The 22,644-nt window shown below is 73.8% G+C and carries 10 protein-coding genes and 2 pseudogenes; 9 read left to right on the top strand and 3 right to left on the bottom strand.

Features of this window, described 5'->3' with window-relative positions; all coding sequences use genetic code 11:
• Positions 1-253: 253 nt before the first annotated feature.
• The 3 genes and pseudogenes from IF01_RS47080 to IF01_RS0132730 all read left to right on the top strand — a co-directional run.
• Positions 254-8,773 (top strand): annotated as a pseudogene (locus IF01_RS47080) (hypothetical protein); the annotation flags it as partial.
• Between the two features lie 52 nt (positions 8,774-8,825).
• Positions 8,826-8,981: pseudogene (locus IF01_RS51625) on the top strand (hypothetical protein); the annotation flags it as partial.
• Between the two features lie 100 nt (positions 8,982-9,081).
• Positions 9,082-13,812: a DUF7927 domain-containing protein gene (locus tag IF01_RS0132730; protein WP_030397232.1), complete on the top strand. Its 4,731-nt coding sequence runs from the start codon at positions 9,082-9,084 to the stop codon at positions 13,810-13,812.
• Positions 13,813-13,919: 107 nt separating this feature from the next.
• On the opposite strand, the gene IF01_RS0132725 is transcribed toward IF01_RS0132730, so the two are convergent.
• The gene (locus IF01_RS0132725; protein WP_030397231.1) at positions 13,920-14,543 is read right to left on the bottom strand and encodes a TetR/AcrR family transcriptional regulator; all 624 of its coding nucleotides are present in this window, start codon (positions 14,541-14,543) and stop codon (positions 13,920-13,922) included.
• A gap of 66 nt (positions 14,544-14,609) precedes the next feature.
• On the opposite strand from IF01_RS0132725, the gene IF01_RS0132720 reads away from it, so the two are divergent.
• The 3 genes from IF01_RS0132720 (at position 14,610) to IF01_RS0132710 (ending at position 17,769) form a co-directional block, all read left to right on the top strand.
• A complete protein-coding gene (locus IF01_RS0132720) occupies positions 14,610-16,193 on the top strand; it encodes an FAD-binding oxidoreductase (protein ID WP_030397230.1) in 1,584 nt (527 codons plus the stop codon).
• 221 nt (positions 16,194-16,414) lie between these two features.
• Positions 16,415-17,155, top strand: a complete 741-nt coding sequence (locus IF01_RS0132715; protein ID WP_030397229.1) for a class I SAM-dependent methyltransferase — start codon at positions 16,415-16,417, stop codon at positions 17,153-17,155.
• 182 nt (positions 17,156-17,337) lie between these two features.
• Positions 17,338-17,769 carry a hypothetical protein gene (locus IF01_RS0132710; protein ID WP_030397228.1) on the top strand — a complete coding sequence of 144 codons (432 nt, stop codon included), beginning with the start codon at positions 17,338-17,340 and terminating at the stop codon, positions 17,767-17,769.
• Between the two features lie 18 nt (positions 17,770-17,787).
• On the opposite strand, the gene IF01_RS0132705 is transcribed toward IF01_RS0132710, so the two are convergent.
• Complete coding sequence (locus tag IF01_RS0132705; protein ID WP_030397227.1) at positions 17,788-18,258, bottom strand: nuclear transport factor 2 family protein; 471 nt, start codon at positions 18,256-18,258, stop codon at positions 17,788-17,790.
• Between the two features lie 105 nt (positions 18,259-18,363).
• Here IF01_RS0132705 and IF01_RS0132700 point away from each other — a divergent pair, with 105 nt between their 5' ends.
• The gene (locus IF01_RS0132700; RefSeq protein ID WP_051756643.1) at positions 18,364-18,960 is read left to right on the top strand and encodes a TetR/AcrR family transcriptional regulator; all 597 of its coding nucleotides are present in this window, start codon (positions 18,364-18,366) and stop codon (positions 18,958-18,960) included.
• Here IF01_RS0132700 and IF01_RS0132695 read toward each other — a convergent pair.
• A complete protein-coding gene (locus IF01_RS0132695) occupies positions 18,950-20,425 on the bottom strand; it encodes a glutamate synthase subunit beta (protein WP_030397225.1) in 1,476 nt (491 codons plus the stop codon). The genes IF01_RS0132700 and IF01_RS0132695 overlap by 11 nt on opposite strands.
• 324 nt (positions 20,426-20,749) lie before the next feature.
• Between IF01_RS0132695 and IF01_RS0132690 the strand changes: the two genes are divergently transcribed.
• Together IF01_RS0132690 and IF01_RS0132685 are read left to right on the top strand one after the other, a co-directional pair.
• Positions 20,750-21,109: a hypothetical protein gene (locus IF01_RS0132690; protein WP_244215698.1), complete on the top strand. Its 360-nt coding sequence runs from the start codon at positions 20,750-20,752 to the stop codon at positions 21,107-21,109.
• Positions 21,110-21,235: 126 nt separating this feature from the next.
• Positions 21,236-22,621, top strand: coding sequence for an amidase family protein (locus tag IF01_RS0132685; RefSeq protein WP_051742382.1), 1,386 nt, complete (start codon positions 21,236-21,238; stop codon positions 22,619-22,621).
• Positions 22,622-22,644: the final 23 nt, after the last annotated feature.

The following is a 22,644-nucleotide window of genomic DNA, read 5'->3' as shown; positions in this document are numbered from 1 at the left end:
CCGCCACATGTGCCCCGGGGAAGGGCGGCCCCGCCCCGCCCCGGGGCACGCTCCACCCGATTGCGCCGAACGGTGACCGGGATGGGCCGAAAGCGCGGATTCCGACACAAAAGCTGACTGACACGTCATCAGGTCGTCCCAATGGGCGCTCCCTCTCGGCAGTCTCTGATCTCATCTGCGGGCATTCGCCTGATTTGTCGTGTTGTCCGCCCAGCTGTGCCCGTGCGTGCACGGTCGCGAGAGGAGACGCCGGATGGCCCCGGTGAGGTCGTTGCTCGGCGCTCGGTTCCGGACCACGATGCGCGGCGCGCTCGCGCTCCTGTGCCTGGTCCCCCAGGGCGGACTGGCGCTCGCCGCCGCCCCGCCCGCCTACGGTCCGCAGGGCCTGCCCCGGGAGGAGCGCGCGCTGACCGCGTGCACACCGACCGGCAGCTTCACCAACTGCACCCGCGTCACCTACAGCGGCGGCGACCAGACCTTCACCGTGCCGGCCGGCGTGACCGCCGTCTACGCCCGGGTGTTCGGCGCCGGCGGCGCCGGCTCCCCCCGCGCCTACTACACCGGCCAGTACGGCGGCGGCGGTGGCGGCTACACCACCGGCACCCTGGCGGTGACGCCCGGTCAGGCGCTCACCCTCACCGTCGGCCAGGGCGGCCGGATGAACAGCACCACCTCCTCGTACGGCGGCGGCGGCGCCGGCGGTCAGGGCTTCACGGCCGCCAACGGATCCAGCGCGACCGGCGGCAGCGGCGGCGGCATGAGCGCCGTGTGGAACGGCGCCTCCGGCACCAACCCGCTGGTGGTGGCCGGTGGCGGCGGCGGCTCCTCCCCCGGCGCCGACGCCACCACCCCGGCGGCGGGCGGCGGCGGTGGCAGCAACGGCGGCCAGGACAACCAGCCCACCGCCTCCGGCCGGGGCGGCACCCAGAGCGCGGGCGGCGCCGCCGCCACCCAGACGGCGTGCGCGGCCCCCACCGCCGGAGCCCAGTACCAGGGCGGCCGCGGCGCCTCCAGTCCGCAGAACGAGGGCGGCGGCGGAGGCGGCGGCGGCTACTACGGCGGTGGCGGCGGCGCCTGCCAGCGCGGCGGCACGCTCGACGCCAACGGCATGGGCGGCGGCGGCTCCGGCTACAACCGCGGCACCGGCGTCACCAACACGCAGACCTCCAACGGCACCAACAGCAGCGGCAACGGCGTCGGCGGCACCTCGGGCGGCCGCAGCGACGCCCAGTACACCAGCGGCAGCGGAATCGGCGACGGCGGCGGCTACACCGACGGCGGCAACGGCGAGATCGTCCTCGAATGGGTCACCCAGGTCGGCCTGTCCGTGAGGAAGACCGCCTCCCCCACCACCTACGTCCCGGGACAGCGGCTCACCTACACCTTCGTGGTGAGCAACGCCGGACCCGCGCCGGCCGTCAACGCCGCCGTCCGCGACGCGCTGCCGTCCGCGCTGTCCGGGTTCACCTGGACCTGCGCGTCCGGCGGCACCGGCAGCAGCTGCGGCGCCGCGAGCGGCACCGGCAACCTGGACACGACGGCCACGATCGCGGCCAACAGCTCCGTGACCTACACGGTCACGGGCACCGTCCCCTCCTCCACCACCGGCACCCTGTCGAACACCGCGACCGTGACCCGACCGGCCGCCAGCACCGACCCCAACTGCGGCCCGACCTGCTCCAGCACCGTCGACACCCCCGGACGCGTCACCACCGGCCTGTCGGTCACCAAGACCCCCGACAAGAACCCGTACGTGCCCGGCCAGCCGCTCACCTACACCATCGTGGTCAAGAACGACGGCCCCTCGGACGCCGTCGGCACCTCGGTCAAGGACACCCTGCCCACCACGATCCGGAACTTCACCTGGACCTGCACGGCCGCCGGGGGCGGCAGCTGCGGCACCCCCGCCTCCGGCACCGGCGACATCAACACCACCGTCGACCTCCCGGCGGGCGGCCAGGTCACCTACCGCCTCACCGGCACCGTCCCGGCGGACGCCACCGGCTCCCTCGACAACCGGGCGACCGTCACCCCGCCGGGCGGCACCACCGATCCGAACTGCTCCCCCAGCTGCACCAGCACCGCCAACCCCGTCCCGCCCGCCAACCAGGCCAACCTGGTCGTCTCCAAGACGCTGCTGACCAGCCCCGTGGTACCCGGCCAGCAGGTCAAGTGGCAGGTCAAGGTCACCAACAACGGCCCGTCCCGCGCCCGCAACGTCGTGGTGACGGACCAGGTCCCGGCCGGTGTGACCGCCGCGAGCATGGCCAACGACCAGGACGGCACCGCCTGCCCGATCAGCGGCGGCACCGCCACCTGCCCCGCCGTCGAGATCGCGGTGAACGGCACCGCCAGCTGGACCCTCACCGGCACGCTCGACCCCAACGCGACCGCCACGCCGACCAACACGGCACTGGTCACCGGCGGCCCCGACCCCTCGGCCTCGACCCGCACCGCCGTCGCCTCCCCGACCACGAGCCCCTCGCCGCAGGCCAACCTCACCATCTCGAAGACGCTGCTGACCAACCCGGTCGTCCCCGGCGCGCAGATCCAGTGGCGGGTGACGGTGACCAACAACGGGCCGTCCCGGGCCCGGAACGTCGTCGTGACCGACCAGGTGCCCGCGGGCGTCACCGGCGCCTCCATGCGCCAGGGTGTCGACGGGGCGAACTGCCCGATCAGCGGCGGCACCGCCACCTGCCCCGCGGTCGAGATCCCGGCCGGCTCCTCGCAGACCTGGACCCTCACGGGCACCCTGGACCCGAACGCCACCGTGACACCCACCAACACGGCGGTGGTCACCGGCGGTCCCGACCCGGGGGCCACCGCCCGAACCGCCGTCGCCTCCCCGACCGCGAGCCCCTCGCCGCAGGCCAACCTCACCGTCTCCAAGTCGCTGCTCACCAGCCCGGTCGTGCCGGGTCAGCCGGTCCAGTGGCGGGTGACCGTGACCAACAACGGACCGTCCCGGGCCCGGAACGTCGTCGTGACCGACCAGGTGCCGGCCGGGGTCAGCGGCGCGTCGATGACCGCCGACACCGGCGGCGCCAACTGCCCGATCAGCGGCGGGGTCGCCACCTGCCCGGCGGTCGAGATCCCGGCGGGTTCGTCGCTGAGCTGGACCCTCACCGGGACCCTGGACGCCAACGCCACCACCACGCCCACGAACACAGTGACGGTCACCGGCGGTCCGGACCCGGCGGCCTCCTCCCACACGGCCGTGGCAACACCTTCGGGCTCGCCGTCGCCGCAGGCCAACCTCAAGGTCAGCAAGTCCCTGGTGACCAACCCGGTGGTGCCCGGACAGCGGATCGAGTGGCGGGTCAACATCTTCAACGCCGGTCCGTCGCGGGCCCGGAACGTGGTCGTCACCGACACCGTCCCGGCCGGGGTGAACAACCCCGTGATGACGGCTCCGGACGGCAGCACCTGCCCGATCAGCGGCGGCACCGCCACCTGCCCCGTGGTCGAGATCCCGGCCGGACAGGCGCTGAACTGGACGCTGACCGGCACGCTGGACCCGAACGCGACGGCGACTCCGACGAACACGGTGACGGTCACCGGCGGCCCGGACCCGACGGCATCCACCCACACGGCGGTGGCTTCGCCTTCGGGCTCGCCGTCGCCGCAGGCGAACCTGACGGTGTCGAAGTCGCTGCTGACCAACCCCGTCGTACCGGGCCAGCAGATCCAGTGGCGGGTCACCGTCACCAACAACGGACCCTCGCGGGCCCGCGACGTGGTGGTGCGGGACCAGATTCCCGCCGGGGTCAACGGCGCCGTGATGACCGCCTCGGACGGGACCGGCTGCCCGATCAACGGCGGCACCGCCACCTGCCCCGCGGTCGAGATCCCGGCCGGCTCCTCCCAGACCTGGACCCTGACCGGGACCCTCGACGCCAACGCGACCACCACGCCGGCCAATACGGTGACGGTCACCGGCGGCCCCGATCCCACGGCGTCCACCCACACGGCCGTGGCATCACCCTCGGGCTCGCCCTCGCCGCAGGCCAACCTCACCGTCTCCAAGGTCCTGCTCACCGACCCGGTGGTTCCCGGCCGCCAGATCCAGTGGCGGGTCACCGTCACCAACAACGGACCGTCCCGCGCCCGGAACGTGGTCGTCACCGACCAGGTACCGGCCGGGGTCAACACCCCCGTGATGACCGCCTCGGACGGGACCGGCTGCCCGATCAACGGCGGCACCGCCACCTGCCCGGCGGTCGAGATCCCGGCCGGCTCCTCGCAGACCTGGACCCTGACCGGCACGCTCGACGCCAACGCGACCTCGACGCCCGTGAACTCGGTGACGGTCAGTGGCGGCCCGGACCCGTCGGCATCCACCCGGACGGCGGTCGCCTCGCCGACCACCAACCCCTCCCCGCAGGCGAACCTGACGGTGTCGAAGTCGCTGCTCACCAACCCCGTCGTGCCGGGACATCAGATCCAGTGGCGCGTCAGCGTCACCAACAACGGACCGTCGCGGGCGCGCGACGTGGTGGTGCGGGACCAGGTGCCGGCCGGAGTCAGCGGCGCGTCGATGACCGCCGATACGGGTGGGGCCAACTGTCCGATCAGCGGCGGGGTCGCCACCTGCCCGGCGGTGGAGATCCCGGCGGGTTCGTCGCTGAGCTGGACCCTCACCGGGACCCTGGACGCCAACGCCACCACCACGCCCACGAACACGGCCACGGTCACCGGCGGCCCCGACCCGGCCACACCGACACACACCGCCGTCGCCTCACCCACCAACACGCCCGCGCCGCAGGCCAACCTGACGGTGTCGAAGGTGCTGCTCACCAACCCCGTCGTACCGGGCCAGCAGATCCAGTGGCGCGTCAGCGTCACCAACAACGGACCCTCCCGCGCCCGGGACGTCGTGGTGACGGACCAGGTGCCGACGGGCATCACCGGCGCGACGATGACCGCCGATACGGGTGGGGCCAACTGTCCGATCAGCAGCGGGGTCGCCACCTGCCCGGCGGTCGAGATCCCCGCGGGGCAGACCCTCACCTGGACGCTCGGCGGCACGCTGGACGCCAACGCGACCACCACGCCGACGAACACGGCCACGGTCACCGGCGGCCCGGACCCGGCCACACCGACCCACACGGCCGTCGCCTCACCGACCAACACGCCCGCGCCGCAGGCGAACCTGACGGTGTCGAAGGTGCTGCTCACCAACCCCGTCGTGCCCGGGCAGCAGATCCAGTGGCGCGTCACCGTCACCAACAACGGACCCTCCCGCGCGCGGAACGTGGTCGTCACCGACCAGGTACCCGCCGGGGTCGGCAATGCCTCGATGGCGGCGGCCGACGGCACTCCGTGTCCCATCAGCGGCGGTACGGCTACCTGCCCCGCCGTCGAGATCCTGGTCGGACAGACCCTGACCTGGACGCTCACCGGCACGCTCGACGCCAACGCGACCGTCACGCCCACCAACACCGCGACCGTCACCGGCGGACCCGACCCCGCAACCCCGACCCACACCGCCGTCGCCACGCCGACCAACACGCCCGCGACGCGGGCCAACCTCACCGTCTCCAAGACCCTGCTCACCAACCCCGTGGTGCCGGGGCAGCAGATCCAGTGGCGCGTCACCGTCACCAACAACGGACCCTCCCGCGCCCGGGACGTCGTCGTCACCGACACCGTTCCGACGGGTGTCACCGGCGCGAGCATGAAGGCGGACGCCGACAACACGCCCTGCCCGATCAACAGCGGCACGGCAACCTGCCCCGCCGTCGAGATCCCCGTCGGGCAGACCCTCACCTGGACGCTCACCGGAACACTGGCCCAGGACGCCACGGCCACGCCGACGAACACCGCGACGGTCACCGGCGGACCCGACCCGTCGGTGCCCACACACACAGCGGTGGCCTCGCCGACGAACTCGCCCACTCCGCAGGCGAATCTGACCACGTCGAAGGTCCTTCTCACCAACCCCGTCGTGCCGGGACAGCAGATCCAGTGGCGAGTCAGCGTGACCAACAACGGCCCCTCCCGCGCCCGGGACGTCGTGGTCACCGACCAGGTACCGGCCGGGGTCAACAACGCCACGATGAAGGCGGACGCCGACGGAGCCAACTGCCCGATCAGCAACGGTCTTGCGACCTGTCCGGCGGTGGAGATGCCGGTAGGACAGACGCTGACCTGGACGCTCACCGGCACGCTGGCCCAGGACGCCACGGCCACGCCGGCCAACACCGCCACGGTCACCGGCGGACCCGACCCGTCGGTGCCCACACACACAGCGGTGGCCTCGCCGACGAACTCGCCCACTCCGCAGGCCAACCTCACCGTGTCGAAGGCTCTGCTCACCAACCCGGTCGTACCCGGCCAGCAGATCCAGTGGCGCGTGACCGTCACCAACAACGGACCCTCGCGGGCCCGGGACGTCATCGTCACCGACACCGTTCCGGCCGGGGTCAACAACGCCGCGATGACGGCCGCCGACGGGACCAACTGCCCAATCAGCGGTGGCACGGCGACCTGCCCGGCCGTCGAGATCCCGGCCGGCTCCTCGGTCGCCTGGACACTGACCGGCACGCTCGACGCCAACGCGACGACAACTCCGGCCAACACCGCCACGGTCACCGGCGGACCCGACCCGGCCACACCAACGCACACCGCCGTCGCCAGCCCCACCAACACGCCTTCGGCCCAGGCCAACCTCACCGTCTCCAAGGCACTGCTCACCGATCCGGTAGTGCCCGGCCAGCAGATCCAGTGGCGCGTGACCGTCACCAACAACGGACCCTCCCGCGCCCGGAACGTGGTCGTCACCGACACCGTTGCGGCCGGGGTCAACAACGCCGCGATGACAGCGTCCGACGGAACCAACTGCCCAATCAGCGGTAGCACGGCGACCTGCCCCACCGTCGAGATCCCGGCCGGCTCCTCGATGATGTGGACGCTCACCGGAACCCTCGACGCCAACGCGACCGTCACTCCGACCAACACCGTGACCGTCACCGGCGGACCGGACCCCGCAACCCCGACCCACACCGCCGTCGCCTCACCGACCAACACGCCTTCGACGCAGGCCGACCTCACCGTCTCCAAGGCGCTGCTCACCAACCCCGTGGTGCCCGGGCAGCAGATCCAGTGGCGCGTGACCGTCACCAACAACGGACCCTCCCGCGCCCGGGACGTCGTCGTCACCGACACCGTTCCGACGGGTGTCACCGGTGCGAGCATGAAGGCGGACGCCGACAACATGCCTTGCCCCATCAGTAATGGCACGGCGACCTGCCCCGCCGTCGAGATCCCAGCCGGGTCCTCGATGACGTGGACGCTCACCGGAACCCTCGACGCCAACGCGACCACCACACCGACGAACACGGCCACAGTCACCGGCGGCCCCGACCCGGCCACCCCGACTCACACCGCCGTCGCCTCACCGACCGCCAGCCCCTCGCCGCAAGCCAACCTCACCGTGTCCAAGACGCTGCTCACCAACCCCGTCGTCCCCGGCCAGCAGATCCAGTGGCGCGTGACCGTCACCAACAACGGACCCTCGCGGGCCCGGGACGTCATCGTCACCGACACCGTCCCAGCCGGGGTCAACAACCCGGCCATGGCAGCCGCCGACGGCACCAACTGCCCGATCAACGGCGGCACAGCAACCTGCCCCGCCGTCGAGATCCCGGCCGGCTCCTCCGCGATGTGGACGCTCACCGGAACCCTCGATGCCAACGCGACCGTGACGCCGACCAACACCGCCACGGTCACCGGCGGACCCGACCCAGCGACCCCGACCCACACGGCTGTCGCCAGCCCCAGCAACTCGCCCACGGCACAGGCCGATCTGACCGTGTCGAAGGTCCTCCTCACCAACCCGGTCGTACCCGGCCAGCAGATCCAGTGGCAGGTGAGTGTCACCAACAATGGACCCTCCCGTGCCCGGGATGTCGTCGTCACCGACACCGTCCCAGCCGGAGTCAACAACCCGGCCATGACAGCGGCCGACGGAACCACCTGTCCGATCAACGGCGGCACGGCGACCTGCCCGGCAGTAGAGATCCCGGTCGGACAGACCCTCACCTGGACGCTCACCGGCGCGCTGTCCCAGGACGCCACAGTCACACCGACCAACACGGTCACAGTTACGGGCGGCCCCGACCCCGCCACACCGACGCACACCGCGGTCGCCTCACCGACCAACACGCCTTCGACGCAGGCGAATCTGACCGTGTCGAAAGTGCTGCTGACCGATCCGGTCGTCCCCGGGCAGCAGATCCAGTGGCAGGTCGGCGTGACGAACAACGGACCCTCCCGGGCCCGGGACGTCGTCGTCACCGACACCCTTCCCACCGGGGTCAACAACGCCGCGATGACAGCGGCCGACGGAACCACCTGTCCGATCAGCAACGGAACGGCGACCTGCCCGGCAGTAGAGATCCCGGTCGGACAGACCCTGACCTGGACGCTCACCGGAACCCTCGACGCCAACGCGACCGTCACGCCCACCAACACCGTGACCGTCACCGGCGGCCCCGACCCCGCGACGCCCACCCACACCGCCGTCGCCACGCCGACCAACACGCCTTCGACGCAGGCCAACCTCACCGTCTCCAAGGCCTTGCTCACCAACCCCGTCGTCCCCGGGCAGCAGATCCAGTGGCAGGTGAGTGTTACCAACAACGGACCCTCGCGCGCCCGGGATGTCGTCGTCACCGATCAGGTACCGGCCGGCGTCAGCAACGCGACGATGACGGCCGGCGACGGAACCAACTGCCCGATCAACAACGGCACAGCCACCTGCCCCGCCGTGGAGATCCAGCAACACGCCCACGGCACAGGCCAACCTGACCGCCTCGAAGGTGCTGCTGACCAACCCGGTCGTCCCCGGCCAGCAGATCCAGTGGCGCGTCAGCGTGACGAACAACGGACCCTCCCGCGCCCGGGACGTCGTCGTCACCGACACCGTCCCAGCCGGGGTCAACAACCCGGCCGTGACGGCCGCCGACGGCACCAACTGCCCGATCAACGGCGGAACGGCGACCTGCCCCGCCGTCGAGATCCTGGTCGGACAGCAGCAACACGCCCACGGCACAGGCCAACCTGACCGCCTCGAAGGTGCTGCTGACCAACCCGGTCGTCCCCGGCCAGCAGATCCAGTGGCGCGTCAGCGTCACCAACAACGGACCCACCCGCGCCCGGAACGTCGTCGTCACCGACACCGTCCCGCCAGGTGTGACCGGTGCGAGCATGAAGGCCGACGCCGACAACACGCCCTGCCCGATCAGCAACGGCACGGCAACCTGCCCCGCCGTCGAGATCCCCGTCGGCCAGACCCTGACCTGGACGCTCACCGCCACACTGGCCCAGGACGCCACGGTCACACCGACCAACACCGCCACGGTCACCGGCGGCCCCGACCCCGCCACACCGACCCACACCGCCGTCGCCACGCCGACCAACTCCCCCGCGCCGCAGGCCAACCTGACGGTGTCGAAGGTGCTGCTCACCAACCCCGTCGTGCCCGGGCAACAGATCCAGTGGCGCGTCAGCGTCACCAACAACGGACCCTCCCGCGCCCGGAACGTCGTGGTCACCGACCGGGTGCCGGACGGGGTGAGCGGGCCGAGCATGACGGCCGCCGACGGCACCGTGTGTCCGATCACGGACGGGACGGCTGTCTGCCCGGCCGTCGAGCTGGAGGTCGGGCAGACGGTCTCCTACGCACTGAGCGGCACACTGATGCAGGACGCGACGGTGACGCCCACCAACACGGCGGTGGTCACCGGCGGGCCCGACCCGGCGACACCCACGCACACCGCCGTCGCCTCGCCCACCGACTCGCCGGCGCCGCAGGCGAGCCTGACCGTCGCCAAGGCGCTGCTGACCGACCCGGTCGTGCCGGGTGAAGTCGTCCAGTGGCGGGTCACGGTGACCAACAACGGTCCCTCCAAGGCGCGCAATGTCGTGATCACCGATCGGATCCCGGCCGGGGTCTCCGACGCCGTCCTCCAGTCGGACGCCGACGCCTCCGCCTGCCCGATCACCGACGGTGCGGCGGTCTGCTCGGCGATCGAGCTGGAGGTCGGACAGACCGCCTCCTACACGCTGACCGCGACGCTCGCCCCGGACGCGACCGTGACGCCGACCAACACGGTGACCGTCACGGGCGGCCCCGATCCGGCCACACCCACGCACACCGCCGTCGCCTCGCCCACCGCCGTGCCCACTCCGCAGGCGAACCTCAGCATCGCCAAGGTGCTCGTGACCAACCCGGTCGTCCCCGGACAGCGGATCGAGTGGCGGGTCACGGTGACCAACAACGGCCCGTCGCGGGCCCGGAACGTGGTCGTCACCGACAGCGTCCCGGCCCAGGTCGACGGCGCGAGCATGGTCTCGGACGCCGATGGTTCCGCCTGCCCGATCACCGGTGGGACGGCGACCTGCCCCGCCGTGGAGATCCCGGCCGGCGGCAGCGTCTCCTACACCGTCGGGGGGACGCTCGACCCGGCGGCGACCGGCACTCCGGTCAACGTGGCCGTCGTCACCGGCGGGCCCGATCCGACGGCGACCGCCCACACGGCGACCGCGACCGCCAGCGAGACGGTCGAGCCGCGGGCGATCCTCACCGTGTCGAAGGCACTGGTCACCGACCCGGTCGTGCCCGGCGAGTCGATCGCCTGGCGGATCAGCGTGACCAACAACGGGCCGAGCCTGGCCCGCGACGTCGTGGTGAGCGACCGGATCCCGGACGGTGTCGTCGGTGCCTCGCTCTCGCCGGACACGACGCGGGCGGCCTGTCCGGTCACGGGCGGCACGGCCGTCTGCCCACCGGTCGAGATCCCGGTCGGCGGGACCGTCACGTACACGTTGAGCGGGATGCTGGCGCAGGACGCCACAGTCACGCCGACCAACACGGTGGTGGTCACCGGCGGCCCGGACCCGGCCACGCCGACGCACACCGCCGTCGCCTCGCCCACCGGTTCCCCGGCACCGCAGGCGAAACTGACGGTCTCCAAGGTGCTGGTGACCGATCCGGTGGTGCCCGGTCGGACGGTGCAGTGGCGGGTCACCGTGGTCAACAACGGTCCGTCGCGGGCCCGGAACGTCGTCATCACGGACCGGGTGCCGGACGGGGTGTCGGGCGCCGCCATGGCCTCGGACGAGGACGGCACCGCCTGTCCGGTCGCGAGCGGCACCGCCACGTGCCCGGCGATCGACCTGGAGGTCGGGGAGACCGCCTCGTACACGTTGAGCGGCACGCTGGCGCAGGACGCCACGGTCACGCCGACCAACACGGTGGTGGTCACCGGCGGCCCGGACCCGGCCACGCCGACGCACACCGCCGTCGCCTCGCCGACCGGTAGCCCGGAGCCGCAGGCCAACCTCGTCGTCGCGAAGATCCTGGTCACCGACCCGGTCGTACCGGGGCAGCAGATCCAGTGGCGGGTGACGGTCACCAACCACGGGCCCTCGCGGGCGCGGAACGTCGTCGTCACCGACCGGGTGCCCGCAGGGGTGACCAACGCTTCGATGGCGGCGCAGGACGGTACCGCGTGTGCCGTCGCCGGTGGGACGGCGACCTGCCCGGCCGTGGAGATCGCGGCCGGCGAGACCCTGGCCTGGACCCTGACCGGCACGCTCGACCCCGATGCCGTCGTCACGCCGGCCAACACGGTGACCGTGACCGGCGGGCCGGACCCGGCCACACCGACGCACACGGCGGTCGCCTCACCGACCGGTAGCCCGGAGCCGCAGGCCAACCTCGTCGTCGCGAAGATCCTGGTCACCGACCCGGTGGTCCCCGGCCAGCAGATCCAGTGGCGGGTCACCGTCACCAACAACGGCCCCTCGCGGGCACGGAACGTCGTCGTCACCGATCGGGTGCCGGCCGGGGTCGACGACGCCACGATGGCGGCGGACGACGGCACCGCCTGCACGATCGCGGACGGGACCGCCACCTGCCCCGCCGTGGAGATCGCGGCCGGAGGGACGCGGACCTGGACCCTGACCGGCACGCTCCACGCCGGCGCCACCGTCACGCCGACCAACACGGTGACGGTCACCGGCGGGCCGGACCCGGCCACGCCGACGCACACCGCCGTCGCCAGCCCGTCCGTCGAGCCGGTGCAGGAGGCACGCCTGAGCGTCGCCAAGGCGCTGCTGACCGATCCGGTCGTGCCCGGGCAGCGGATCCAGTGGCAGGTCTCGGTGACCAACCGGGGCCCGTCCGTGGCCCGTGACGTGGTGGTCACGGACCGGGTGCCCGCCGGGGTGAACAGCGCCACGATGGCGGCGGACGACGGCACCGCCTGCGCGATCACCGGCGGGACGGCCGTCTGCCCGGCGGTCGGGATCCCGGTCGGGGCGACCCGGACCTGGACCCTGACCGGCACGCTGGACGCCGCCGCCACCGTCACACCGGCCAACACCGTGACGGTCACCGGCGGGCCGGACCCGGCCACGCCGACGCACACCGCCGTCGCCAGCCCCTCCGTCGAGCCGGTGCTTCAGGCGCACCTGACCGTCGCCAAGGTGCTGGTGACCAACCCGGTCGTGCCGGGTTCCCCGGTCGAGTGGCGGGTGACCGTGACGAACGACGGGCCCTCGCTGGCGCGGGGCGTCGTCGTCACGGACCGGATCCCGGCCGGGGTGCTGAACGCCTCGATGACCGCGCAGGACGGCACCGCCTGCCCGATCACGGACGGCACGGCGACCTGCCCCGCCGTCGAGATCCCGGTCGGCCGGACGCTCGCCTGGACGGTGAAGGGGACGCTCGACCCGGGCGCGACCGTCACGCCGACCAACACGGCGACCGTCACGGGCGGCCCCGACCCGGCCACGCCCACGCACACGGCGGTCGCCTCGCCCTCGGAGTCGCCGTCGGCGCAGGCGCGGCTGAGCGTCGCCAAGGTGCTGCTGACCGACCCGGTGGTCGCCGGGCAGCGGATCCAGTGGCGGGTGACGGTCACCAACCACGGGCCCTCGCAGGCGCGGAACGTCGTCGTCACCGACCGGGTGCCCGCGGGGGTGAACGGCGCCACGATGGCGGCGGACGACGGCACCGCCTGCCCGATCGCGGACGGCACGGCGACCTGCCCGGCCGTCGAGATCCCGGTCGGCGGGACGGCGGGCTGGACGCTCACCGGCACGCTGGACGCGGACGCCACGGCCGTCCCGGTCAACACGGTGGTGGTGACCGGCGGGCCGGACCCGGACGCGAGCGACCGCACCGCGGTGGCCACCCCGACCGTTCCGATCACCGTGCGGCACGACCTGCTGCTCACCAAGCGCGCGACGCCGACCGACCCCAAGCCCGGTGACCGGGTCACGTACACCGTCACCGCGACCAACCGGGCCGGTGGCACGTACGTCGGCGCCGTCGTCACCGACGACCTCTCCGGGGTCCTGGACGGCGCGGTCTACGGTCTCGACGCCCGCGCCGACACCGGGCGGACGGCCTACGCGGCGCCTCGCCTGACCTGGACGCTGGACCTCCGGCCCGGAGCGACGGCGACGCTGAGCTACACCGTCACCGTGAAGCCCGGGGCGGGTGGCGCGACGCTCGTCAACCGGCTCACCGCCGACGGGTCCAACTGCTCCGGCGGCGCCAACGGGAGTGGCAGCGGGGGCGGGACCGGCGCGCGGCGGGCGGCGGCGGTGAGCACGAGCGGCAACTGCTCGACCACCACCACGGTCCGCAGGCTGCCGAGCCCGAGCCCCAGCCCGACGACCCGGCCTCCGCTGCCGCCCACCGGGAGCGGCAGCCCGAAGCCGGCGCTGCTGGTCGCCGTTCTGCTCCTCGCTCTCGGTGGCCTGCTGGTGGCGGCGCGGCGCTCCCGTCGCTGAGCGTCCCAGCGATCACCGTCGGGCGGTCGGCTCTGTCGGCCGCCCGACGGCGGTTCGCGGCGGTGCTGACGGAGAACGCTGACCGACGGTGGTGTGTGGCCGGACCCTCAGCCAGGATCGACGGCCCGGGCGGTGGCGAAGATCCGGGCGCAGCGTCCTGCCATCGCCTCGGGGCTCTGGTCGGGGTGCTCGATCCACCAGCGGACCAGGGTGGTGCACAGGCCGCGCCAGGCGTACTTGAGGGCGTCGGCGTCGAGGGGGTCGTCGGACCCGGTGCTGCGCAGGAGTTCGGCGGTGCCGGTGGCGGCGAGTTCGTCGATGGCGTCGCGGTAGTGGGCGGCGCGGTGGGCCGCCTCGCTGCCGGGCGGCAGCGAGGGGTCGTAGAGGACGAACCATGCCTCGCGCTGCCCGTCGAGGGCGTCGAAGAGGGCGCGCAGCACGCGCAGGGGGGTGGGGGGTGCGCCGTTGTCGTGGTCGGCCATGGCGGTCCGGACGGCGGTCAGCAGCCGGTCGCCGACGGGTTCGAGGCAGCCGAGGAAGAGGTCCTGCTTGCTGCCGAAGTACTGGTGCAGCAGGGGCTTGGTGACGCCCACCCGGGCGGCGACGGTGGCCATGGTGGTGGCCTCGTAGCCGCGTCGGCCGAACTCCTCGGTGGCCGCGGCGAGAACCTGTCGTTCGCGCTCGGCCCTGGGCATGCCCTTGGTGCCGGCCCTGGTGGGAAGCATTGTCATAGAACTGATCTTACCTTAGGGTAATTTACTGACCGGTAAGTTCATCGGATCCCCCGGAGCTGCCTCATGACGCCTGCCGCCGAGACCGTCCCCCGCCTCCGGTCCTGGTGGGGCTGGGGCTATCAGGACGCCCAGCCCGACGACGCCGAGTGCCTCGCGCTGGGCGCCCTGCTGCCGGGCACCCTGGCCCGCCCGCTGCCGGTCCCCCGGGTCGCCGACCTCGCCGTCGGCCGGCCCGCCGTGACGCCACCGCCCTCCCTGGCACACCTCGTCGGCGCCGACCCCGGCGACCGTGCCGCCCACGCCATGGGCAAGGCCTACCGGGACGTCGCCCGCGCCCTGCGCGGCCGCCCGGGCCGGATCCCGGACCTGGTCGCCCGTCCGACCGGCGACCGGGCGGTGGCCGACCTGCTCGACTGGGCCGGTTCGCACGGGGTGGCCGTCGTTCCGTTCGGCGGCGGCTCCTCCGTGGTCGGCGGGGTGGAGTACCGCGGCGACGCCCACCGCGCCGTGCTGTCGCTCGACCTGACCTCGATGGACCGCGTCCTGGAGGTCGACCCGACCGGCCGCTCCGCGCGCATCCAGGCCGGGGCCCTCGGTCCGGTACTGGAGGACCAGTTGCGGCCCCACGGCCTGACCCTACGCCACTTCCCGCAGAGCTTCGAGTTCTCCACCCTCGGCGGCTGGCTGGCCACCCGGGCCGGCGGCCACTACGCCACCGGGCACACCCGGATCGACGACTTCACGCAGGCGCTGCGCGTGGTCACCCCGGCCGGGACCAGCAGTTCCTGGCGGCTGCCGTCGTCCGGCGCCGGGCCCTCGCCCGACCGGCTCTTCCTCGGCTCCGAGGGTACCCTCGGGGTCATCACCGAAGCCTGGATGCGGGTGCAGGAGCGCCCCCGTCACAAGGCTTCCGCCGCACTGGAGTTCACCGATTTCCAGCGCGCGCTGGACGCCGTGCGCGCCGTCGCGCAGACCGATCTCGCCCCGGCCAACTGCCGGCTGCTCGACCCCGGCGAGGCGCTGTTCTCCGGTGCGTCGAAGGACGGTTCGAGCGTCCTGGTCCTGGGCTTCGAGTCCGCCACCGGGCCCGTCGACGACCGGCTCGCCGCCGCCGTCGACCTGGCCCGCGACCACGGCGGACGGGTCGCGGCCGACACCGCGGGCGGCGGCGCCGTGGGCGCCTGGCGTTCGGCGTTCCTGCGGATGCCCTACCTGCGCGACGGGCTGGCCCGGATGGGCGCCGTCGTGGAGACCTTCGAGACCGCCGCCACCTGGGACCGGATCCCCGCCCTGATCGAGGCCGTCCGCGCCGAGGTCGGCGCCGCCGCGCACGCGGCCACCGGGCAGCCGGCCACCGTCAACTGCCGCCTCACGCACGTCTACCCGGACGGCGCCGCGCCGTACTTCACCGTCGCCGTGGCCGGACGCCCCGGCGAGGAGGTCGCCGTCTGGGACGAGATCAAGGCCGCCGCCACCGACGTCCTGCACCGCCACCGCGCCACGGTCACCCACCACCACGCCGTCGGGCGCGACCACCGCCCCGGCTACGACCGCCAGCGTCCGGAGCCGTTCGCCCTGGCCCTGCGCGCCGCCAAGGGCGCCCTCGACCCGCACGGCATCCTCAACCCCGGTGTGCTGCTCGACTGACCGGTACCGGCCGACACTGGTGGGCCGTCGGTGTGCGGACGTACCGGCGACCGCTCGGCTCCGGTCGGGACGAACACGAGAACCGAACCGCCCGTGACCTCACCAGGTTCGGGGTTTCCACCAGTTCGCCGGCCCGGCGGGCGGGAGGGAGACTTCCCGCCAGGGGCGGCGGCCCGCTCCGAAGGCCGCCGCCAGGGACCGAACAGAGGGGGGCCGACGCGATGAGCGGTCAGCTGTACGACGGGATCGGCGAGGCGTTCGAGGGCTTCAAGAACCTTCCGCTCGCCCGCTACGGGGAGGTGCCCGGCTTCCTCGGCCTGGTCGGCGACGTCGAGGGCAGGTCGGTCCTCGACCTCGCCTCCGGAACCGGCTTCTACAGCCGGGAGTTCAAGCGCCGCAGGGCCTCCCGCGTGCTCGGCGTCGACATCTCCTCCGCGATGGTCGAGGCGGCCCGGGCCCGGGAGGAGGACGAGCCGCTGGGTGTGCGCTACGAGCTCGGCGACGTCGCCGAACTGCGCGCGTTCGAGGAACCCTTCGACATCGCGGTCGCCGTCCAGCTGTTCAACTACGCCGAGGACGTCGCCACCATCGAGCGGATGTGCCGCAACATCCACCGGAGCCTTGCAGCCGGGTCCGAGTTCTTCGCCTTCGGGCAGCACCCGGACTTCCGCTTCGACGGGCCGTCCCTGGCCAAGTACGGCTTCCTCTGCGAATCGCTCGGTGAGCACACCGAGATCGGGCCCAGGGTGAGGATCACCGCGCTCCTCGATCCGCCGATCTCCTTCGTCGCGAACCCGCCCGGCCGCGAGGTCTGGGAGCGGAGCCTGCGGGCGGCCGGGTTCACCGGGACCACCTGGGTCCCGCTGGAGATCTCGGCGGCCGGTGTGCGGGAGTACGGCGAGGAGTTCTGGGACGACTACGCCGCCAATCCCCCGCTGACGATGCTGCGCTGCCGCGCCTGAACCGGCGCAGGCGGCGGGCCGCACCCCGTTCCGGTCCTCCCTCGGCCGTCGGGCGGCCGAGGGAGGACCGGGCTCGCTCCGGACCGACAGAGATGCGGCCCGGGCGCGTTGCGGCGATGCTGAAAGTATCGGTATTTCCTCGACATTCGGCATTTTTCTCGACCTCACGAGAGGACGCAGCCGTGTCCGACGAACTCGACCTGAGGACGGACAAGTCCTGCAGCGGTTCCCGTGCCCTGCCGATCAGCGAGTCGTTCACCGCCACCACGACGGCGACCCTGTTCTCGCCCCCGTTCCACGCTTCCGCAGGCACCACGATCAACGTTCAGCTGCTGGCCGAACTGGACGACCCCAATGGAATCCCCGGCAACGGGACGGTGGGCGTCACCGTGCGCCAGTGCTGCGACCTGTCGGACTCCGACATCACGCAGCAGACGGTCGGCAGGATCGGACCGGCCGGATCACCCGAAGCCACCCCGTTGACCGCGACGCTCTCCGACGCCTGCACGCTGTCCACCCATCCCGACGGCAACGACAGCGAGTTCGTCTACTACCTCCGACTGAGGATCAGCGACAGCTTCGACCGGGTCAAGCTGTCCTACTCGATCACCTGAGCGACGTGAGCGCCGGGCTCAGAGCCCGAGTTCGGTCAGCCCCGGGTGGTCGTCGGGGCGGCGGCCGAGCGGCCAGTGGAACAGCCGCTCCGCCTCGGTGATCGGCAGGTCGTTGATCGACGCGTGCCGGTGCGCCATCAGGCCGTCCCGGTCGAACGCCCAGTTCTCGTTGCCGTAGGAGCGGTACCACTGGCCCGAGTCGTCGTGCCACTCGTAGGCGAAGCGGACCGCGATGCGGTCGGCGGTGTGCGCCCAGAGTTCCTTGATCAGCCGGTACTCGTGCTCGCGCCGCCACTTGCGGGTGAGGAAGGCCGCGATCTCCTCGCGCCCGGTGACGAACTCGGCGCGGTTCCGCCAGCGGCTGTCCGGGGTGTAGGCGAGGGAGACCCGCTGCGGGTCGCGGGTGTTCCAGCCGTCCTCGGCGGCGCGGACCTTCACGCGGGCGGTCTCCTCGGTGAACGGGGGCAGGGGCGGGCGCTGCTCGGACATGCCGGTCTCCTTCTGCGGACGACTCCGGAGTCGAGTGAGAACGGTCGTTCTCACCGCGTCCGCTACCCTATGAGAACGATGGTTCTCGTGTAAAGGACAGGGCTGATGGACACCGACGGCGCACGTACCCGGATCCTCGACGCGGCCGAGGAGCTGTTCTACGCCCAGGGCGTCCAGTCGGTCGGCATGGACGCCGTCCGCACCACCGCCGGCGTCACCCTGCGCCGCCTCTACCAGCTCTTCCCGTCCAAGGACGACCTCGTCGAGGCCTATCTGGAGCGCCGCGACCGGCGGTGGCTCGCCGAGCTCGCCGAGCATGTGGACGCGGTCGCCGGCACCCCGGCCGAGCGGGTGCTCGCCGTGTACGACTGGCTCGCCGACTGGTTCGCCCGGCCCGGCTTCCGGGGCTGCGCCTTCGTCAACTCCTACGGCGAACTGGGCGCCACCGCGCCCGGTGTCGCCGCCGTCGCGCGCCGGCACAAGGAGGCGCTGCGCGACTACCTGACCGGGCTCGCCGAGGACGCCGGTGCCCCGGCCGGCACCGGGGTCCGCCTGGCCCTGCTCGCCGAGGGGGCGATCACCCTCGCCGCCCTGACCCGCACCCCGGCCCCCGCCGCCGAGGCCCGGGAGGTCGCCCGGCTGCTGCTCGCGAACGCCGGTGCCGGCGCCACTGCCGGTGCGAGCGCCGGCGTCACAGGGTGAGCCGGCGGGCGGAGGCGCGGATCGGGTCCGGGAGTTCGGTGCCGCCGCGCAGGTAGCGGTCCACGGCGGCGGCGGCCGAGCGGCCCTCGGCGATCGCCCACACGATCAGCGACTGACCGCGCCCCGCGTCGCCCGCGACGAAGACGCCGGCCGTCCCGGCGGCGAAGCCGTCGTCGCGGGCGAAGGCGCCGTCCGGGCCGGCCGTGAGCCCGAGCCGGGCACTCAGCCAGGGCTCCGGCTCGGGGCCGGTGAAGCCGAGCGCGAGCAGGGCCAGTTCGGCCGGGACGCTGCGCTCGGTGCCCGCCCGGGGGGTGCGGTCGGGCGATTCGGCGTCGGCGAAGCGGACCGCGGCGAGGCGTCCGTCCGGGCCGGACTCGAAGGCGACCGTGCTGGCGGCGAACACCCGGACCCCGCTCCCGGTGGCGTCGGCCTCCTCGTGCGAGGTGGTCTCCCGGTGGACCTTGGGGTGGACCGGCCAGGGCTGTCCGGGGGCCCGGCGCGCGGGCGGGCGCGGGTTGATGTCGAGCTGGGTGACGGCCGCCGCCCGCTGCCGCAGCGCGGTGCCGAGGCAGTCCGCCGCGGTGTCGCCACCGCCGACGATGACCACCCGGAGGCCCTCGGCGGACACCGGCGCGGCCGGGAGTTCCCCCTCGTCGACCCGGTTCGCGCCGGTCAGGAAGGCCATCGCCTGATGGACGCCCGGGAGGCGGCCCCCGGGCACCGGCAGTTCGCGGCGCAGGCCCGCGCCGACGGCGACCACCAATGCGTCGCACTCGGCCCGCAGTTCGTCGGCCGCGAGGTCCCGGCCGACGCACAGGCCGGTGCGGAACGTGGTGCCCTCGGCCCGCATCTGGTCGAGCCGGCGGTCCAGCCGGTGCTTCTCCAGCCGGAACGGCGGGATGCCGTAGCGCAGCAGCCCGCCGGGGCGGTCGGCCCGCTCGTACACCGTGGTGGTGTGGCCGGCCCGGGTCAGCTGCTGGGCGGCGGCGAGGCCCGCCGGGCCGGAGCCGACCACGGCCACCCGCCGGCCGGTGGTGCCGACGGGCGGCTGCGGGAGGTCCCAGCCCTCCTCCCAGGCGCGGTCGGCGAGGGCGAGTTCGATGTTCTTGATCGTGACGGGCGCCCCGCCGTCGACGGCCAGCACGCAGGCGCTCTCGCAGGGGGCCGGACAGAGCCGCCCGGTGAACTCGGGGAAGTTGTTCGTCGCCAGCAGGCGCACCGCCGCGGCCCGCCAGCCGTCCAGGGCCACCAGCCGGTTCCAGTCCGGGACGAGGTTGCCGAGCGGGCAGGCGCTGTGGCAGAACGGCAGCCCGCAGTCCATGCAGCGGGCGGCCTGCCCGCCGACGATCGGCAGCAGGGACCCGGGGCGGTACACCTCCCGCCAGTCCTCGACCCGCTCCCGCGCGTCCCGTCGCACGCGCTCCGCGCGCGGGGTGGTGAGGAAGGCCATCCGGTCTGCTGCCATCGCGGCCTCCGGCAGGGCGTGCCGACACGGGTCGGCGGCACCCCGGCGGACGCGCCACCGTGTGGCCACGGTACGCCCACGAACGGCTCGCGGGAAGCGGTGGCCGGGAGCCGGCCTCCCCGGGCCTCGTGCCGCGGCGCGGGGCGACGCCCGGGTTTGACCGGTTCTGCACTCCCGGGCCCATGATCGGCCGTGCCAGGCTCGGTTGCGGCCGGCCGGGTCCGGCCGGAGCGGTGCCCCCGCCGCGTCCGTCGCGTGCTCCGCGCCGGACGCCCCGGGAGCCACCGCGCCACCGCGCCACCGACCGAGGACGAGGTGAGTTGCTTGGCCACCCTGATGACGACATTGCGCGGCACGCTCACGGCCGCCGCCGCTGCCGCCGCCCTGGCCACCGTCGGGACCGGGGCCGCCCACGCCGCCGGCTGGCCTCCGTTGCAGGACGGCGGGTACCTGTACTCCGGCACCGCCGGCACCGGGACGGTCACCTCGGTAGACCTGTCCGACCTCGGCACCTGCCACACCCTGGCGGCGCCCGCCCGGTCGGTCCAGGTCGCCTCCGGCTCGGCGTCCGTCCTGCTCTACCCCGGTGCCGGCTGCACCGGCGCCCACCCGTGGGCCACCGGATCCCTGGTGCAGTCCGACCTTCCGGCCGCGGCGCGGAGCTACCGGGTGGTCCCGGCCTGACGGTGCCCCCGGGCGGCGTCCGTCCGGGGCGGCTCCACCCGGAGCGGGCCGCGCCTGGCCCGTCCTCCCGTCAGACTGGTGCGCGGTCGTGCCGCACGCGCACCGGTCGTTCGGAGGGAGCCGCGCATGGTCGGGCAGGGAGCGGCGGGCCGCGGGCCCGCGCAGGAGGCGGTGGCGGCGGCCCTGGAGCGCGCCGCCGCCGTCGCGCACCTCAACGCCTTCATCACCCTCGACGGCGAGGGGGCCGCGGCGGAGGCGGCCCGTCACGACCGGCGCGGCGGCGGCGCCCGCCGCTGGTGCCTCGCCGTCAAGGACAACGTCCATGTCGCGGGCCTGCCCAACACGGCGGGGACCCCCGGGCTCGCCGGGTTCGTCCCCGCCGCCGACGCGCCCGTCGTCGCGGCGCTGCGCGCGGCCGGCGCGATCGTCCTGGGCAAGACCAACATGCACGAACTGGCGCTGGGGGTCACCTCCGGCAACCCCACCTTCGGCGCGGTCGGCAACGGCGCCGACCCGGCCCTGTTCGCGGGCGGCAGCAGCGGCGGTACGGCCGCCGCGGTGGCCTCGGGCATCGTGGACGCCGGGCTCGGCACCGACACCGGCGGGTCCGTCGGCATCCCGGCCGCGCTGAACGGGATCTACGGCCTGCGCCCCAGCGCCGGGCGCTACCCCTCGGGCGGTGTCACGCCCCTGTCGGTCACCCGGGACACCCCCGGGCCGATGGCGCGCACCCTGGACCGGCTCGCCGCGCTGGACGCCTTCGTCACCGGCCGCTTCCTCACCGGCCGCGCCGGGGCGGCGCTGCCCCCGGACCGCACGCTCCGGCTCGGCCTGCCGAGGCATGTGTTCACCGAGGACCTGGAGGCCCCGGTCCGGGTGGCGTGGGAGGCGGCCGTGGAGCGGCTCGGCACGGCGCGGGCCGTCTGGGTCCCGGTGGACACCGGGCACCTGGTGGAGTTCGACGCCCGGGCCGGGATGCATCTCGTGCTCGGGGAGTTCGCCGCCGCCTTCGACCGCTACCTGGCCGGGCACCGGATCGGGCGCAGCACCGCCGAGGTGGTCGGGGCGGCCGCCGACCCGGCCGTGGCGGAGCTGCTCGGGGCCGCCGCCCTGCCCACCGGCCCGGCGTACCCGGGACCGGCCGCGCTGCGCGGGGCGGTCGTGGAGCGCCGCGCGATGCAGGCCGCCTACGCCGAACTCTTCGCGGTGAGCGGCGTGGACGCGATCCTCTGCCCCACCGTGCCGGTGTGCGCCCGGCCGCTGCACCGGCACGAGGCGTCGCTGCGCCTCAACGGCCGGGAGGTGCCCACCTTCCCCACGCTGATCCGCAACACCTCCCCCTCGGCCACCGCGGGGCTGCCCTCGGTCACGGTGCCGCTGCCGGTCGACGGCTCACCGCCGGTCGGCCTCCAGTTGGTCGGTCCGCGCGGCGGCGACCGGGGGCTGCTGGCCGTGGCCGCCCGGATCGACGCCCTGCTGCGACGGGGGGAGCCCGGGGACGCTCGCCCGTGACGGGGTGGGGCGGTCGCGGCCCG

The sequence above is a fragment of the Kitasatospora purpeofusca genome (assembly GCF_000718025.1).
Classification (GTDB): Bacteria; Actinomycetota; Actinomycetes; order Streptomycetales; family Streptomycetaceae; genus Kitasatospora; species Kitasatospora purpeofusca.
This window is presented reverse-complemented; position numbering and strand designations above follow the sequence as displayed.